The sequence below is a fragment of the Gaoshiqia sediminis genome (assembly GCF_025907915.1).
Taxonomy (GTDB): domain Bacteria; phylum Bacteroidota; class Bacteroidia; order Bacteroidales; family Prolixibacteraceae; genus Gaoshiqia; species Gaoshiqia sediminis.
Genome location: NZ_JAPAAF010000011.1, coordinates 59,489 through 76,154 on the forward strand (window position 1 = coordinate 59,489; position 16,666 = coordinate 76,154).

10 protein-coding genes are annotated in these 16,666 nt (G+C 46.0%); all 10 read right to left on the reverse strand.

Translation table 11 applies throughout. The features are described 5' to 3' along the window. Positions 1–26 precede the first annotated feature (26 nt). The 10 genes from N2K84_RS09810 to N2K84_RS09855 all read right to left on the reverse strand — a co-directional run bounded on the left by N2K84_RS09810 (position 27) and on the right by N2K84_RS09855 (position 16,275). Positions 27–1,397 carry a glycoside hydrolase family 27 protein gene (locus N2K84_RS09810; protein ID WP_282591627.1) on the reverse strand — a complete coding sequence of 457 codons (1,371 nt, stop codon included), beginning with the start codon at positions 1,395–1,397 and terminating at the stop codon, positions 27–29. Between the two features lie 429 nt (positions 1,398–1,826). Continuing rightward, positions 1,827–3,596, reverse strand: a complete 1,770-nt coding sequence (locus N2K84_RS09815) for an alpha-L-fucosidase (RefSeq protein ID WP_282591628.1) — start codon at positions 3,594–3,596, stop codon at positions 1,827–1,829. A 385-nt stretch (positions 3,597–3,981) separates the two neighbouring features. After that, positions 3,982–5,637 carry an alpha-L-fucosidase gene (locus N2K84_RS09820; protein WP_282591629.1) on the reverse strand — a complete coding sequence of 552 codons (1,656 nt, stop codon included), beginning with the start codon at positions 5,635–5,637 and terminating at the stop codon, positions 3,982–3,984. A gap of 86 nt (positions 5,638–5,723) precedes the next feature. Beyond that, the gene (locus N2K84_RS09825) at positions 5,724–7,403 is read right to left on the reverse strand and encodes a RagB/SusD family nutrient uptake outer membrane protein (RefSeq protein ID WP_282591630.1); all 1,680 of its coding nucleotides are present in this window, start codon (positions 7,401–7,403) and stop codon (positions 5,724–5,726) included. A 28-nt stretch (positions 7,404–7,431) separates the two neighbouring features. Beyond that, positions 7,432–10,806 carry a TonB-dependent receptor gene (locus N2K84_RS09830; protein ID WP_282591631.1) on the reverse strand — a complete coding sequence of 1,125 codons (3,375 nt, stop codon included), beginning with the start codon at positions 10,804–10,806 and terminating at the stop codon, positions 7,432–7,434. A 97-nt stretch (positions 10,807–10,903) separates the two neighbouring features. After that, positions 10,904–11,899: a FecR family protein gene (locus N2K84_RS09835; protein WP_282591632.1), complete on the reverse strand. Its 996-nt coding sequence runs from the start codon at positions 11,897–11,899 to the stop codon at positions 10,904–10,906. 77 nt (positions 11,900–11,976) lie between these two features. Beyond that, a complete protein-coding gene (locus N2K84_RS09840; RefSeq protein ID WP_282591633.1) occupies positions 11,977–12,537 on the reverse strand; it encodes an RNA polymerase sigma factor in 561 nt (186 codons plus the stop codon). 191 nt (positions 12,538–12,728) lie between these two features. After that, on the reverse strand, positions 12,729–14,519 hold the full coding sequence (locus N2K84_RS09845) for an NADH-dependent [FeFe] hydrogenase, group A6 (protein ID WP_282591634.1): 1,791 nt from the start codon (positions 14,517–14,519) through the stop codon (positions 12,729–12,731). Positions 14,520–14,536: 17 nt separating this feature from the next. Beyond that, positions 14,537–15,724 (reverse strand): NADH-ubiquinone oxidoreductase-F iron-sulfur binding region domain-containing protein, encoded by a 1,188-nt coding sequence (locus N2K84_RS09850; protein WP_282591635.1) that lies wholly within the window; start codon positions 15,722–15,724, stop codon positions 14,537–14,539. Positions 15,725–15,804: 80 nt separating this feature from the next. Then, positions 15,805–16,275: an NADH-quinone oxidoreductase subunit NuoE family protein gene (locus tag N2K84_RS09855; RefSeq protein WP_282591636.1), complete on the reverse strand. Its 471-nt coding sequence runs from the start codon at positions 16,273–16,275 to the stop codon at positions 15,805–15,807. Positions 16,276–16,666 lie beyond the last annotated feature (391 nt).

A 16,666-nucleotide genomic window follows, 5' to 3' on the forward strand; every position in this document is an offset into this window, starting at 1 on the left:
CGTCCTTGAATAGTCGTTCCTCTAAATTAACGGCTTAATTTGAATAAACCGCTGGCATGTGCTGCCAATGGCTGGCTAAACGTGCCCGAAGCCGTACCCAAATCTTCGTTGCTCCATAGATCCATCACCGTGCATTCTGCATCCAGACCCAGTTCCGCCAGATCAACCGATACCTCAACCGGCGCTTCGCTGTCGGAAATGTTGAATAGCGCCAGATACACCTCACCGGTGTTCGGATTTTTTGAGGTGATGGCTACCTTCCCGTCTTCCTGAAACAGTTGCCGCACATCGGTGCTTTCGCGGTGCATGCGCAGCACTTCCTCGTTGGTCAGTAACGAAAGGGTGAATTCATCATTACTTGGCAGGTCGCCACCAAACATCAGGGGCGATTTAAAGATGGTAAACAAAGTCATCAGCGTGTATTGCTCATCCGGAGTCAGGCGGCTCATGCGGTCTTCACCACGTTCGCCACGAATAGAGATGCGTCCCAGTGGAATCATATCGCAGTCGGGCCAGGTGCCCGGCGCAATGTAAGGGTACCATTGCTGGCTAATATCCATCAAGTGGGTGATGTGGTTCCAAGTGTCCCAAACATCGTCTACCATGCGCCACATGTTGGCATGTTCACTGACATGTTCAGCCGATTCAATAGGTGTTTCGCCCGGCGAGGTGCTCAGCACAATCGGGCGTCCGCACTGGTCGATGGCCTTGCGGATGAGCTCAATTTCAGCCTGATGATAGGGCCGCGACAAGTCATCAATCTTGATGAAATCGATTTCCCATTCAGCATACAAATCAAAAAGTGAATTGTAGTACTCCTGTGCGCCGGGGCGGTCGGCCAGAATGGTGTAGTTATCGCGGAGCCATTTACATTGCAGTTCGGTGGTATAAATTTGGTCGGCTGTAATGCCATCCGTACCCAGAATCGGCAACTTCTGCTCCACCGCCACTTTCGGAATGCCACGCATGATGTGGATGCCAAACTTCAGCCCTTTGCTGTGAATGTAGTCAGCCAGCTCCTTAAATCCCTTGCCATCAGCAGCCGAAGGAAAACGGTTCACCGCAGGCTGGTAGCGGCCGTATTCGTCGATGACATAGCGCGGATCGGTTTGGTTGTAGCCACCTGCTTTGTCGTTTTCCACAAACCAGCGAATGTCCACCACAATGTACTCCCATCCAAATTCCTTCAGATGATCAGCCATGTAATCGGCATTGGCTTTTACTTCGTGTTCTTCGACGGTAGGTCCGTAGCAATCCCAGCTGTTCCAACCCATTGGAGGGGTCTGGGCCCAGGTTTTAAACTCTCCTTTGGCAAAGGGTTCGGGTTTCTTTTCGGTTTGGCAGGAAGAAAGAGCAGCCAGCGTCAAAATGGCCAGCAAAAAGTTTAGCGATTTCATTTCAAGCGTGTATTGGTTTGATTTATTCGGTTTTAAAAGTCAGAATTACTTTTCTCAAAAATCGACATTTTTAATGAATTTGCAAAACGTAAACTGTTCTAATGATTGGATTTACATCCCGAATCAGGTTCTGCCATTGAAGCGGACACAAAAGCCTACCCCAGTCCACACCTCCGCCGTACCTGCCTCGAATCTCCGAAGTTTATTCTGTGTATCTTCTACGATGAAAAACACAGAAGATACGCAGAAGTAACGCAGAAGATACCCGGAAGATCTGGATTTGGTAGGAGTAAAAGAGGGCTCAACTGATACCATACAATGCAATCGTAAGAACGGGGAGCAGAGGCCAAGAGTTGACGGTTGGCTATTTCTTGACGATTCGTTACAAATCGTCTCATTAAGATTAATTAAACTATCTGATCAGTATATTTATTCAATACAGAACACAACTGACGTGGCAAACGCCATTAATTGCGGACAGGTAATGGTAAGGCCGTCAGCTTCCTGTTTCCATTTGAGTTTGCCTTGGTAGCCAAGCAGCTTTACGCTTTTGAGGGGTTTGTCCAGGTAATTTGTATTTGTACCAAGCGATTTTATTCTTAGTTGTTCTCCAGGTTTTGGAACGGTCATGCAAAATGCATAAAGTGCCCCATTCTTCCCAATCGTAAAACGAAAGTCTTGAGATGCGAACTTGAAATCAGCATGGCGACGTTCCAGTTTTCCTCCGGGAAGCATCTTTAATTTACCATTTACCATTTCACCTTCTCCAGGGATTTTCCATGCATGGCTTCCGTAAACTGCTTCTCCATTCAAACGCATCCACACACCAACTTCCTTCAACATTTTTAAGCTTCCATCATCCAAAGAGCCGTCCGGCAAAATTGAAATACACAATGCAGCATTACCGTCGCGTGCAATGGCCTCAATAATATACCGGATCATCATGCCTGCATCATAAGTAAAATTGGGGGCATAAAACCAATCTCCTACTGGTGCTTCGGCAATCCACGGTTGGTTGGTGTTGATGTTGGCCGGAACGCCAAATTCTTCGGTATTTACAGTGCCGTTTGTTTTTTCGCGGAATTTCACAATACTAAAAGTGTTTACTTCACCACGTTTTTGAAGTGTGCGGTTGTAGTAATCGGCCATAACCAGTGGCATAGCATTGGCTTTGATTCCCGTTCCTGTTCCATCTCCGGTGAAAGGCCCCTGGACCGTCCCATCGGTGTAGATGAAATCGGGATCGTATTGTTCCACAACATCCATCATTCTCAAGGCCCACTGGGTGGTGTACCATTTGGCAAACTCCAGATGATTTGAAAATATACCTGCAGGAGGAGGGGACCAAGGCGAATTTGCTGCATCTTTTACACCCTTATATTCGCGCAGGTCGATGCCGTATAGTAAACGAGGATCATATCCTTCCCACCATTTCCCCTTGCCATCGGCAAGTGTGAGGTTACCATCGTAAGGAATACCTTTCTTATCCCCCTCGATATCACATCCAAAAGCTGTTTGCCACCACCACCATGTGTATTCATGATGGAAGGTAACACCAAAATGCATCTCTTCAGCCCGGCATGCCTTGGCCCATTCGCCGATCAGGTCGCGCTTAGGCCCTATGTTTACAGAGTTCCATGGATGATATCTTGAGTTCCATAAATCGTAATTGTCGTGATGTACGCCTTGTATCATCAGAAAACGAGCGCCGGCATCTTCGTATATCTTTGTGAGTGCAGTTGGATCAAGCTTGTTCGGATTCCAATCACGTAGTACTTCCTTGTATCCAACTTCAGAGGGATGGCCGTACCTTTCTACATGGTTTTTGTAGGCCAAATGACTTGGTTTATAAAGGTGTCGAGCATACCAATCGCCACTTTCTCCTGCCGATTGAGGGCCAAAATGAACCCATATGCCAAATTTCGCCTCACGAAGCCAAGCTGGTTCGCCAGGATAATTTTTTTCGATTGACTCCCAAGTTGGCTCAAATGGTCCGTCAGCGATAGGAATATCCAGTATCATTTCCGGGAATGCTTTCGAGTCGCCCATTTCAACACTGTTTATAGATTGCTTTGCCGGAATTTCGGGAAACGGAGGAAGCATATTGGAATCGTCGACAGTTTTTATTTGTATCGAATTTTGGGCATTTGAGTAAAATGCCATTAATAACGTAATGCAGATAGTTAGAATTCTTTTCATTTTTTTCTTTTTTAGTTTAAAAATGCGGACTAAATAAATCATGTCCACGCCACCACTCTATCTAGCTCGTATCTTCAAGGGTTGTTCGGGGTATCTTCTGGATTTCCAAACCCAGAAGATACCCCGAAGATCCGGATCTTGTAAGAGCTAAAAGTTGATTGAATGCTCGCATCGCAGATTTTAAGTTTGAATCGTGCGGTAGACGGGGCGTCTAACTTTTGTCACTAGCTTTTCTACAATTCATTGCATAATAGTACAAGTTGTTTCAGCTTCGGCTGATTGATCGCTCATCCCAGATTCCAGAGATGAGACGCTAGTTCTACGCCTTTTTGTATGGTAGCATTAATATTTGCCTATGCATGCGATGTAAATATGCTCTTACGAGTTACACAATTCTCAGTGGTACAGCATAAGAGTCGGATACCTCCTCTTTAGGAAAATAGACCAGAAGTCCATCAAGAGTACGTTCAAACTTCAATGGCTGCTTCGTGCCGACTAATTCTACTTTATTAATTTCCTTGGGATAATCGGCTGAAGCAGCTGCCAGACTTTTTATCTTTACCACTCCATCTTCCGGCCACCCCATGACAATTGCATACAACACTTCTCCTTTGGTTGCAAAGCGAATATCCTCTGCCGAGAAAGGTTTTCCTTTTCCTTCATTGAACCCCTGCGCTGACAAAGCCGCTGCACTTTCCTGTGCCGGACCTTCTCCAAACACCTTCCACGGGCGGGTTCCATAAATACTTTCGCCATTCAGTTTCATCCACCCTCCAATTTCCTCAACCACTTGTCGTTCCAGTTCATCGATGGAACCATCGCCTCGTACCGGAATATTCAACATCAAGTTCCCGTTTTTACTGACTACGTCAACCAACATATGAATGACTGTTTTGGCCGACTTGTAACGTTTGGTTTCATATATCGACCGATCGTAATGCCAACTACCAATGCAGGTATCAGTCTGCCAAGGCAAAGGCTCAATGTCATTGCTCTGGCCGCGCTCGATATCCCAGACCATGGCCTTGCGCTGGTTTTCATCCAATATTTTGCCATTGATAACAGCCCGGAGTTCCCCATGATCGCCAATACTCTTATTATACATGTGCGCGGCAATGCGTAATCCGGCATCGCTGATTGGCCAGAAAGGGAGCTGTGAGTCATCAAAATAAACCAGGTTGGGTCCATATTTATCGATGAGTTCAATGGTTCGATTATAAAACTTGTCAATATATTCCTGGGTAGGTTGGGCCACGCCATTGCCCCAATGCCATTGACGATGGATCATGCCATCATTTTCGCTGTTTTTGCTCAGCGGATGATTTTGGGCATACAAATCCTGCGGGTCAAGGCCCTCCCACCATTTGCCCGCCCCATCGGCTTTAGTCATTTTCCCGTCATAGGGAATCCCGGCATACGGTCCGTTCTTATCCGAACGCTGGGCAGTTTCGTACCAGCTCCAAGCATGGGCAGCATGAACACTGACGCCAAAAGGCAAACCATTTTTCCGGGCTGCTTTTGCCCAACCGTCAATGATATCTTTTTTAGGCCCAACTTTCGTTGAATTCCAATCGGGTTGATAAGTACTGTTGTACATATCCAGATTGTCGTGATGATTGGCCATAGCCATGAAATATTTTGCCCCCGCACTTTTGTACAATGTGACCAGTTCTTCCGGGTCCCATTTTTCTGCTTTCCACTCATTAATGACATCCTTGAATCCAAAAACAGATGGATGGCCATATTTATCGAGATGGTATTTGTACTGATGCGAGCCTTCCTGGTACATGCCACGGGCATACCAGTCGCCTGCTTCGGGCTGGCACTGAGGCCCCCAATGTGCCCACATCCCAAGTTTGGCATCCCGGAACCATGCCGGAGTTTGATAGGTTTCCAATGATTCCCAGGTCGGTTGAAATGGTCCGCGAGCGATATCCCTGTTCTTGCTTCCATTCAACATGCAGGAGGATAAAGTGTGCTGGGCCAGAATCATGCCCGGCACCGAAATACCTAAGTGCTTTAATAGTGTTCTTCGTTTCATCGGCTTGATTTCTTACTGTTTTGTTGACTAAAAAAAATAAATCCAGGGTCTCGCTATTTCAGACACCCTGGATTTATACGTTGAGATTAATTATACCCTGTGTTTTGCTCCAGGTTATCGTTTATGTTCAGGTCATTTTGAGGTATCGGGAAGTACCGGTTATGAGCAGACCAGGTACGTGTTTCAAATTTGTAATACATATCCTCATCCACCGGTGAGGCTGTAGAGCCAGATCCCCGGTAATTTGGAGCATTCGGGTCATCCGACAATTTCACTCCGGTGAAGGTATGATTCAATTCCTGCTCTGCAATCCCCCAGCGCAGTACGTCATAATAACGAAATCCTTCGAAGGCCAGCTCGACCCTTCGTTCTTTACGAACAGCCTGGCGAACCAAATCCTGACTGGCAACATCGGCAATCTGGACCGGAGGTAAATTAACGCGGTCCCTGATATCATTAATTGTTAGATCCAGCAATTGTTGGTCAACGGCTCCGGGTGTGGCCTCATTCACGGCTTCCAGATAACCAAGCAAAACCTCGGCATAACGCATAATCGGGGTATAGGTATACGTTTCGTATGGATTGGAAACACTTGCATCTAATCCCTTTTTCGGACAGTAACCATTAAATAAAGTGTACCGGTTGTAACTGTCACTCTTGTTTGCCCCCAAAAAGCAGTTATAGGTTACGTTATTGAACGTGGTCCCTTCGTATGTTCCCACCGGCGGCAGGAAAATGGTTGCATATAACCTGAGATCACGGTTCACATAAGGATCATCGTCATCATAAACAGCAGAGGTCGCAATATCTTTACCGTCACTACAAAAATAGGCTTTCACCAGCTCGTTGTACGGCGCAAACTGATGCCATCCTCCAAGAGCCTCCGGAGACAAATAGATATACCGCGAGGTTGATATATTATCTTTCAGGTATTGGATACTGAAAATCATTTCGGAGCTGTATTCGCCTCCAATCTGAAAGAGCTTTTCGTAGCTATCGTCCCCATTACTTCTGTCAATTTCATATTCATCCGAATCAATGACACTTTTCAGAGCAGTGGCAGCATCGCTCCATCTTTCCTCAGCCAGGTACAATCTGCTCAAAAGCACCTGTGCCGCACCTTTGGTAAACCGGCCATACTCCGAGGAAGTTCTCTGTTCCGGCAATATCGCAATAGCAGCTTTCAGATCATCTTCAACCTGTTTATACACATCAGCCTGTGGAGTCTGTGCAATCGAATTGGCGTCACTGACACCTATTGTTGTCAGAGGCATTGGCACATCCTTCCAATGGAAAGCAAGATAGAACAGGTAATATGATCGCAGACATTTTACCTCTGCGGCCCAAAGCGTTTTTTTACTCTCATCCATCGGACAATCTCCTATTTTATCAAGGAAAGTATTGTAATGAGCAATTTGAGAATAAGCGTTGGACCAGTATCCGAGGATATTGCCGCTTGTAGCCACGGTATTGCTGCTGGCCATGCCAAGAGTCGTAAAGTTTTCCTTTTCAACACCGTGTCCGCCTGCAAGGTCTAAATACATTAATCCCTGAGGATGTGCAAAATCATCATGTGTCCATCCGCTGGGAAATCTATAACATCCGACCAATGCCAACAAGGCATCCTCCTCGCCCGTCCAGAAGCTGGCATCTGAAATGGAAGTAAGCGGTTGCTTGTCCAATAAATCTTCACAGCTCGTCACTGAAAATAAAATCAGGGATACAAGAACGGCCGCCAAAATTGATTTTATATTTATTCGTTTCATAACTATCATCTTTTCAATTATTAGTGAATTAGAACTTGGCATTTATTCCAAAAGAATAAATACTGTTAATCGGATAGTAAGAAGGAGCATCACCGGTAGATATTTCATTCTCCGGATCCCAACCTTTATAGAAAGAGGTAAAATTGTACAGGTTCTGTCCGCTGAAAAACACTCTCAATTGTTGAAGTCCCAACCGACTTACCAAACTTTTGGTGAACGTATAGCCGATCTGCACATTCTTGATTCTCAAGAAGCTGGCATCTCTCAGCCAATAGTCGGAAACCTGCAGGTTTGTGTTGTTCATGTTGAGAGTTTCCAAACGCGGGTATTTAGCCCATTTATCCGGATTATCCACCGTCCAGCGGTTATCGGCCTGCCATTGTTGAATTTGTCCTCCATTATAAAATGCGTAAGCCATGTACGATCCGATTAACCGGTCATAACCACCTAAGCCCTGAAGAAGAGCTGAAAAATCAAATCCTTTATACGAGGCATTGATATTTAATCCATAATAGAACTTGGGAGTGGTACTTCCGATCACTGTTCTGTCATACGTCGAATTAACGATTCCGTCTGGTACTCCGTTTGGTCCGCTTATATCTTCGTATCTTACATATCCGGGTTTTAGCCCGCTTTTGCCAATCAATTGATCCGGTGCTGCATTGATTTCATCCTGGTCAACGAACAATCCGTTTGTTTTGTACCCGTAAATAATACCTAAAGGTTCTCCGACAATCCGGTTATTGTTAATGTCAGTCAATGCTCCGTCAGCAAGTTCTTCAACCGCGTTTTTAATGTAGGTAAAGTTTGGCGCTAAACTAATTTTAATATCCTTACCAATCTTTGCATTATACTCAAGATTGATTTCAATCCCTTTATTGGAAACGGCGCCAATATTGGATTGGCCTACGCTTCGTCCCATTATTCGGGTAACCTGAACCGAGGAAAGGATGTCATCGGTGTACTTGTCAAAATAATCAACCCCACCGTTTATTTTGCCGGACCAAAGACTGAAATCGATCCCTAGGTCCAAAATCCGGGTTGTCTCCCAGGTTATTTCCGGGTTATTGAAAGATGTGATCCTGGCTCCCGAAACCATCGTGCCCGGACTCCCCCAAACAGCATTTTGCCCTAATGAGTACGTTTGCTGGTATGGGTATGTGCCAATGTTTTGATTACCAAGAACACCCCATGAGCCACGTACTTTAAAATTGTCAATCACGCTGTTAAGTCCTGAATTTTGCCAGAAATTTTCTTGTGAAACTCTCCATCCTGCTGACACAGAAGGGAAAAATCCCCAGCGTTCGCTGCTTGCAAAACGGGAAGAACCATCATACCGGGCATTCACCTCCAATAAATAGCGATCCAGATAAGAATAGTTTAATCTTCCAAAATAAGATAAAAGGGACCATTCATTGGAATAGCCGTCATTAGACATGCTCGAAGCTGCCCCTGAAGCAAGTTCATACAAATAGTTATTCGGAAAGGTATTCCGGTAACCGGTCAAATAATTCTCTTTATACTCCTCAAAAGAAGAACCGGCCAATAGGTTAAATGTATGCGAGTCGAGTTGTTTTTCGTATTTCACCAACCCCTCAAAGGTTTTGTAGGTATTGTTACCTGAAACAACCGATAAAGTAGCCGGGCCAACGGTTTTTGACGCATCAAAATAGGTTTTCGCGCGGTAGGACTTATTGTAATCAGTATTGTATGTAATCCCCGTTTTTCCGCTAACTGAAAGGCCTTTTACCGGGGTCGCCCAGGTCAACTGCATTGTTCCGGTAATATTCACTTCATTATTTTTCACAAACGATTCGCTTGCAAGCCAGGCTTCCGGGCTATAACTATCCTGATAGCCGAAAGAGCCATCCGATTTTTGTCCGGCATAAATTGGCCCTTCACGAACGGCATATCCAATCATACCATCAATACTTTGGGGCTCACCATTCGGCGCTTTGTACAAATTGGTATAAGCGTTCAAGTGTGTATCCAACGTCAGGGATTCCAGAAGGTTACTTTTTGTATTCCACAGGACGTTATATCTTTCGTTGGAAGTTTTTGCAGTCATCCCGTCCTGTTTCCAGTAACCGATCGAGAAATTTTGGGTAATTCGTTCAGTTCCACCCTGAATGCTGATATTATGCCGTTGCTGGAATCCGGAACCTGAATTCAGCAACCATTCCAGGTGGTTTACATCCGGATAGTTATCCGGGTCTGAACCATCTTTAAATTTTTGAATCTGTTCGTTGGTATAAGCCGCAGCATTCCCCATATTCTCCATGGCTTCATTATAATAGGTAGCGTATTCCCAGGAAGACAAGAATTCAGGAAGTTCTGTTGGCTTTTGCCATCCTAATGAGTTATTGTAGGAAACTCTGAATTTTCCTTCTTTCCCTTTTTTAGTTTGAATCAGAATAACACCGTTGGCAGCACGGTTACCGTATATCGAAGCCGAAGCTGCGTCTTTCAGAAACGATATACTCTCAACATCGTCAGGGCTAACATCATCGATACTTCCTGCCATCCCATCAATTAAAACCAGTGGATTATTTCCTGCACTGGAAAAAGTACCGGTACCCCTGATCTTAACGGTAGCACTTGTTCCTGGTCGACCGGAAGACTGGACAACACTTAATCCCGGAACTAAACCGGCAATCGCCTGAGAAGTGGTAGCAACCGGTTTATTGGCCAGTTCCGTGGCTTCGATTGCTGCAACAGAACCGGTCAAATTGACTTTTTTCTGGGTGCCATAACCCACGGCCACAACCTCTTCAATTCCCACAGTTTCTTCAGCCATAGTCACATTGATGGTGTTTTGTCTGACTACTGGGATCTCCTGTATCCGCATCCCCACAAACGAAAACACAAGCAAACCATCTGCCGGCACATTGTTCAGGTTGTAGTTTCCTTCTCCATCTGTAATAGTTCCTGTGGTTGTTCCTTTCACCACCACAGTTACCCCAGGCAACGGAAGACCCGCTGAATCGGTTACTTTCCCATTAACCGGTTTTTGCTGGTTGACAAATACCGAATGATCAGACGCTTCTTTCCGCTTGATCACGATATAGCGGTCAATCATTTTGTAGTCGAGGCCAGTGTCTTGAAGTAATTGGGTCAATACTTCGTCGATGTTTTTGGATTTGGCATCGACCGAAACGTTGCTGATTCCCAGTACATCGTCGTTGTTGTAGTAGAAATAAAAGTCGGATTGGTCCTCAATTTGCTTCAGCGCTTCAACCAGCGATTCGTTTTTCAGGCTGAGGTTTAGCTTGGTGGCCTGCGAATAGCTGGCAGCATGGACACTCATAAGGAGTGTCAGGATAAATAGAGTTGTTAGCTTCATAACGCGCATAATCTTTTTTCGCAACCTGAGGTCGCGGTGAAACTCTCGATGTTTTTTCATAAATTTGGTTGATTTTAAATTGAAACATTTGTGTTTTAATTGAACAGGCGGTGGAATGTTCGCAGCATTTCATCGCCTTTGTTTTACGGCATAGGCATTACTTTTTTCGGATGTTTATGATGTCTTTGGCATTGGTTTGCGGCAGGTATTCGGATTGAATAGGGGCCAGTAGCTCGAAAGCCTGAAGGGTTTGATGGATCGGTTTATTCCGAAGAATGGCGCCGGTAATTCGGTACCGCTCAAGCTCGTCGGATTCGATGCGGATTTCCACGTTGTACCAGCGCTCCAATTTGTTAGCGATTTCACCCAAACTTTCAGCTTGAAAAACAATGGTCCCGTTTTTCCAGCTAGTATAGTCGGTGGCTCGTACTTGTTCAACAACAAATTTTCCGTCGGCCAAATCTTGCTCGGCCCGTTGTCCCGGTTCCAGTTCCAACAGTTTTTTCCCATCAGGTTCGTTAATTTGCACCTTGCCTTCTTCCAAAACCACCGAATGGCCGGCTTCATCATGGTAAGCCGATACATTAAACGAAGTGCCTAGCACTTCCACTTCCATCCGTTCGGTTTTCACCTTAAACGGTAGTTTCTTGTTGGGGGTGACCTTAAAAAAGCCTTCACCTTCGAGATAAACCTCTCGCTGATGTTGATTAAACTGGTTAGGATATTTAAAACGGCTTCCGGAATTCAGCCAAACTTCGGTGCCATCGAAAAGCGTGATGCGGCTCGTCTGTCCAAAAGGAACCTCAATCGCGGCATACTGCACATCCAGATTATCCATCCGGAAAGGATGCAGGTAATTGCCAATCAGAAGGGCAATCAGAATAACGGCTGCATATCTGGCAACGACAAAACCCATCGCCCTCATTTGCTGCACACGTGCATGACGTCGGATATTTTTCCAGGAAGCAGTGCTGTTTATCTGATAGGCAGAGCCAACCTCCTTCAAGCCATTCCGGATTTTTGCGGCATCACGGTACACCCGATCGTATGCTGCCTGCGATTCTTCAGTCAAATCTGACTGTCTGTTTTCTTCCTGCGCCTGGTGCAAATCAGATACGGCAGACTTCCAAAAAGTTTGATCGTTATTCTCCATGAGTTTCGTTTCTACTTGTAAGACGGAAAAAACGAAAAGCGAGGGTGACAGGGGGGAATGATTTTTTTTGATTTTTCTTACCGAAACCGTTTGAAAAGGAAATAAAGCAGAAGATTACGGGTGCCAAGTTCTTCTTTTAGAAACTGGTAAGCACGGCCCATTTGGGTTTTTACCGTATTGACCGAAATGTTTAGTTGTGAGGCTATTTCGTGGTACTTCAATCCATCGAAAGCCGCAAGCTCAAGGATTTTGCGCCGCTGTTCGGGAAGACGTTTTACCGCACGGTACAAGGCGGCATAAGAGTCTTGTTTGTCCATCACTTCCTCGTCCGGAAAATCAGGTAATGCTTCTGTCAGCTGAATCAAGTCTTGTTTCTTTTTCCGGGAATAATCAATAAGTTGATTCTTCACCATAAAATACAAATAGGCCTTTACCGATTTCTGAATGAAAATCCGTTCCCGCTGTGTCCACAGTTTCAGAAAACAATCGGAAACCAGTTCTTCCGAGACAGTCAAATTTTGAAGGTAGCTATTGGTAAAATGGCATAGCTGAAAGTAATACCGTTCGTGAAGGATTCGAAGCGAATCGACCTTCCCGTTGCGGATGCTTTCCCAAATTACCAGATCGCTATTTTGCATACTTAGAGGAATTGATTGCTCAAAAGTATAAATTACTTTAAAAAAAAGACATTTCTGCATGTGATGTCATAGGGCAGACCTGTTGCAATGTCTTTTAATCAGATAGAGTAACTGACTAGGATTAAGGATCGACTCTTGGCTTAACCTGTTGAAAATAAGAAGAGCTGCCGGATGGACAGCTCTTCGAAGTTTTAAAACCGATTTCGCCCCACATAGTGGGTGTGTAGCAGGTGGTGCGATTTTTCGCCGAGTGGCTTGATTAGGAAGTCTTCATAAATTTTTAAGATTTCCGGGTTTTCATGCGATTTGCGGATAGGCATTCCGGCATCCTCGGCGTAAATGGCCTCTGCTCTTTTTTGACGTATTTCGGGGCTGGTGGGTATGGGTTGCCCGCCGCCGCCAAGGCACCCGCCGGGGCAGGCCATGATTTCAATGAAATGAAAATTACTTTTCCCGGCTGCCACGTCATCCATTACTTTTTTGGCATTTACAAGTCCGTGGGCAACGGCACACCTCAGTTCAACGCCATCCAGAAAAGCCCATTCCGGTTGCGGGTTTTCAATCTTAATGCTGGCTTCGCGAACTCCTTCCATTCCGCGTACTGGCGTAATGTCCAGGTTTTCGAAGGGCACATCGCGGCCGGTAACAACTGCATAAACTGTTCTCAGGGCGGCTTCCATCACCCCGCCTGTCGCCCCGAAAATTACACCAGCGCCCGACGATTCTCCCATGAGCCGGTCAAATTTGGCATCTTCCAGCTTATAGAAGTCGATCCCCGCCTGCTTAATCATGATGGCCAGTTCGCGGGTGGTGAGTACGTAATCCACATCCCGGTAGCCGCTGTCGTGCATTTCCGGGCGGTTCGCCTCAAACTTTTTAGCGGTACACGGCATAATGGATACCGAAATGATTTTATCGGGCGAGAGTTTGCGGGCCTTGGCGTAATAGGTTTTTACCAGCGCCCCGAACATCTGTTGCGGCGATTTGCAGGTGGACAGATTTTCAAGGTACTCGGGGTACATGTGCTCGATATACTTGATCCATCCCGGCGAACAGGAAGTGGCCATGGGCAGTTTCACCGATTTGTCCTTGTCCACCAAGGCTTTTTTCAACCGCGAAAGCAGCTCGTGGCCTTCTTCGATAATGGTCAGGTCGGCGGTAAAATCGGTGTCGAGGACCGAGTCAAATCCCAGCCGTTTGAGTGCGGCCACCATTTTTCCGGTAACCCGCGTACCTGGTTGCATGCCCAGCTCTTCGCCCAGCCCAACGCGAACAGCCGGCGCGGTTTGTACCACCACATGTAAATTCGGATTGGCAATGGCTTCCCAAACCTCTTCAATATAGTTGCGCTCTACCAACGCGCCGGTGGGGCAGTGGTTAATGCATTGCCCGCAGTTTGTGCATACCACATCGTTCATCGCTTTTTCGAAGAAGGTGGTAATCTTCATTTCGTCGCCCTTGAAGGCGACGGTGAGGGCATTCACTCCCTGTAACTCGGCGCAGGTGCGAACACAGCGCTGGCAACGGATACATTTGCTGTTGTCCTTAATGATGGACGGCGAAAACATATCGATGGTGTATTTTTTCTGCGGCGCCAATGGTATAAAATCCTGGCTCATGATTTTGTATTCTGAGGCCAGGTTTTGCAGCTCGCAATTCCCGTTTTTGTAGCAGCGTGTGCAGTCGGCATTGTGTTCCGAAAGCAGCAGCTCAATGATGTGTTTTCGCGAATTGCGCACATTCAGGCTGTTGGTGCGTATTTCCATGCCTTCCTCGCAGGGCGTGGCACAGGCTGCCGAAAGACGCTTCTGTCCAACTACTTCGACCACACAAACGCGGCAGTTTCCGGCCACGCAAAGGTCTTTGTGGTAGCAAAGGCTGGGGATGATCACGCCCGACTGGTCTGCAGCTTCCAAAATAGTTTTGCCTTGTTCCACTTCAACCGGCATCCCGTTGATGGTGATATTTATTTTTTCTGACATGTTCTTTCTCTTTTTCGTTAGTAAATCATTTCTTCACGGAAGTTCTCGACAATGGAAGAAAACGAATTGGCAACCGATTGGCCCAGCCCGCATTTGGCGGTAAGCTGCATGGTTTCGGTCAGCTTTAACAACTTGTCGAGGTATTGGGCGGGTTTCTCGCCACGCTTGACGGCTTTGATCCCGCTGTATAATTGCTGGCATCCTACCCGGCAAGGGGTACATTGCCCGCAGCTTTCTTCCTTGAAAAATTCCAGGTAATTATCCAGCACGTTGTACATGGAGCGCGAACTGTTGAATAGCATCATCGAACCTCCGGTAGGCAGCGAGATGCCGGTGAGTTTTCCTTTGTAACCGATAGCCGTTTCGGCGAATTTTTTGCGTGGCACCAAAAAACCGGATGCCCCGCCCACCTGGACCGCTTTTGTGTCGCCATCGCCAAATTCTTCCACAAAATCCTGCAGGCTCATACCCAACTCCAGCTCATAAATGCCCGGTTTGGGCGTGTCGCCCGAAACAGAGAATAACTTTGATCCGCGTGAATATTGAACTCCTAAGTCGTAAAACTTTTTGGCGCCGTATTTAAAGATCGTGAAGGTATGGGCCAGGGTTTCCACGTTGTTGATTACGGTGGGCTTTCCCATGTATCCGGATGAAGTTGGGTAGGGGGGTTTGTTGCGCGGTTCGCCACGTTTGCCTTCCATCGAATCGAACAGGGCAGTTTCTTCGCCGCAAATGTAGGCGCCGCTACCCAAAAATATGCTGATGTTGAAGTTGTGGTTTATTTCTTTACAGTAATACTCAAATTCTTTGATGGCTTTGTTTAGTTCCGGAACCAGGTATTTGTATTCGCCTCTCAGGTAGATAAATCCGTTGGCAGCGCCAATCACGTAGCCGCAAACAGCCATAGCAACCAACACCTTGTAAGGAACAAGTGAGAGGATTTCCCGGTCTTTGAAGGTGCCTGGTTCGCCCTCGTCAGCGTTGCAGATAACATATTTTACCGAGGCGGATTCTTCAGCCGTCAGTTTCCATTTCAGTCCCGTAGGGAACCCGGCGCCACCGCGTCCCTTTAATTCTGAGCTCATCAGTTCGTTGATGATTTCTTGTGGCGGACGGCTCAAGGTCCGGCTGAGGATTTTTTCCCAGTCGTTTTCATTCTTGAAAATGAAATCGGCCCGTTTTAGTTGATATGATTCGAATGCCATAATGGATGCAGTTAGGTTATTGCTTATTGGTCTGAATGTTTTTTAATTGAAAGGGTGGTTGTTCCGGATAATAGTTGTTCTCAACTTTCCCGTTTCATGTATTCACCCAGTATCTCCCGGACTTTTTCCGGGGTTAGTTCGGTGTATATGTCGTTGTTTATCAGCATGGCGGGCGCCTTGTGGCACCACCCCAGACAGTTGGTTTGCATGAGCGAGAATTTTCCATCGGGGGTGGTTTCTCCAATGGATACTTTCAACATATCCTCGATAGCATGTAAGATTTGATTTTTGCCTTTCATGGAGCAGGTGATGGTTTTGCAAACCCGGATAATGTATTTACCCATTTTTTTGTGTTCCAGAAACGAATAGAATGTGGCTGTTCCGAAAACTTCGGCTGCCGGAAGGTCCAGCTCGCGGGCAATTTCAATCATCGAATACTCGGATAAATACTTTTCTTGCTCAACCACGCCCTGCAGGATGGGCAGCAGGTTTTCTCTGTTTTTCCCGTGCTTGTCGGCCAGACTTTTAATTAGGTCCTGTACTGGATTCATATACGTGTGATTATCGGTTTTTTAAAATGTAGTTGTTTGTAGTTTCTTTTCAATCAGAAAGAGCGCCAATTCATGGCTGGGTCGGTTTTACACAATGGTTCTTCACCCTAAGGGCAAACATGGATTTCAGTTTTCCTTTAAAATTAAGGCAGAGCTGGGATAAAAACTACTGTTATTTATCAGGAATGAAGGTGGATGGGCTGTTTTTCAGCATATTAGTTTTGAGGGAATAGCGCTGTAAACCGGTATTGCCGGTTGAAACCGGTGGATACGGTTTATGGTTTTTTCGGCACATCCGTTAATCGGATTTTGAGGCGACTCATTGGGAGAATTAAGAAAAACTTAAGTGATAACGTACTGGTAATCGGAGAGAGACTCTTAACTTTGCCCG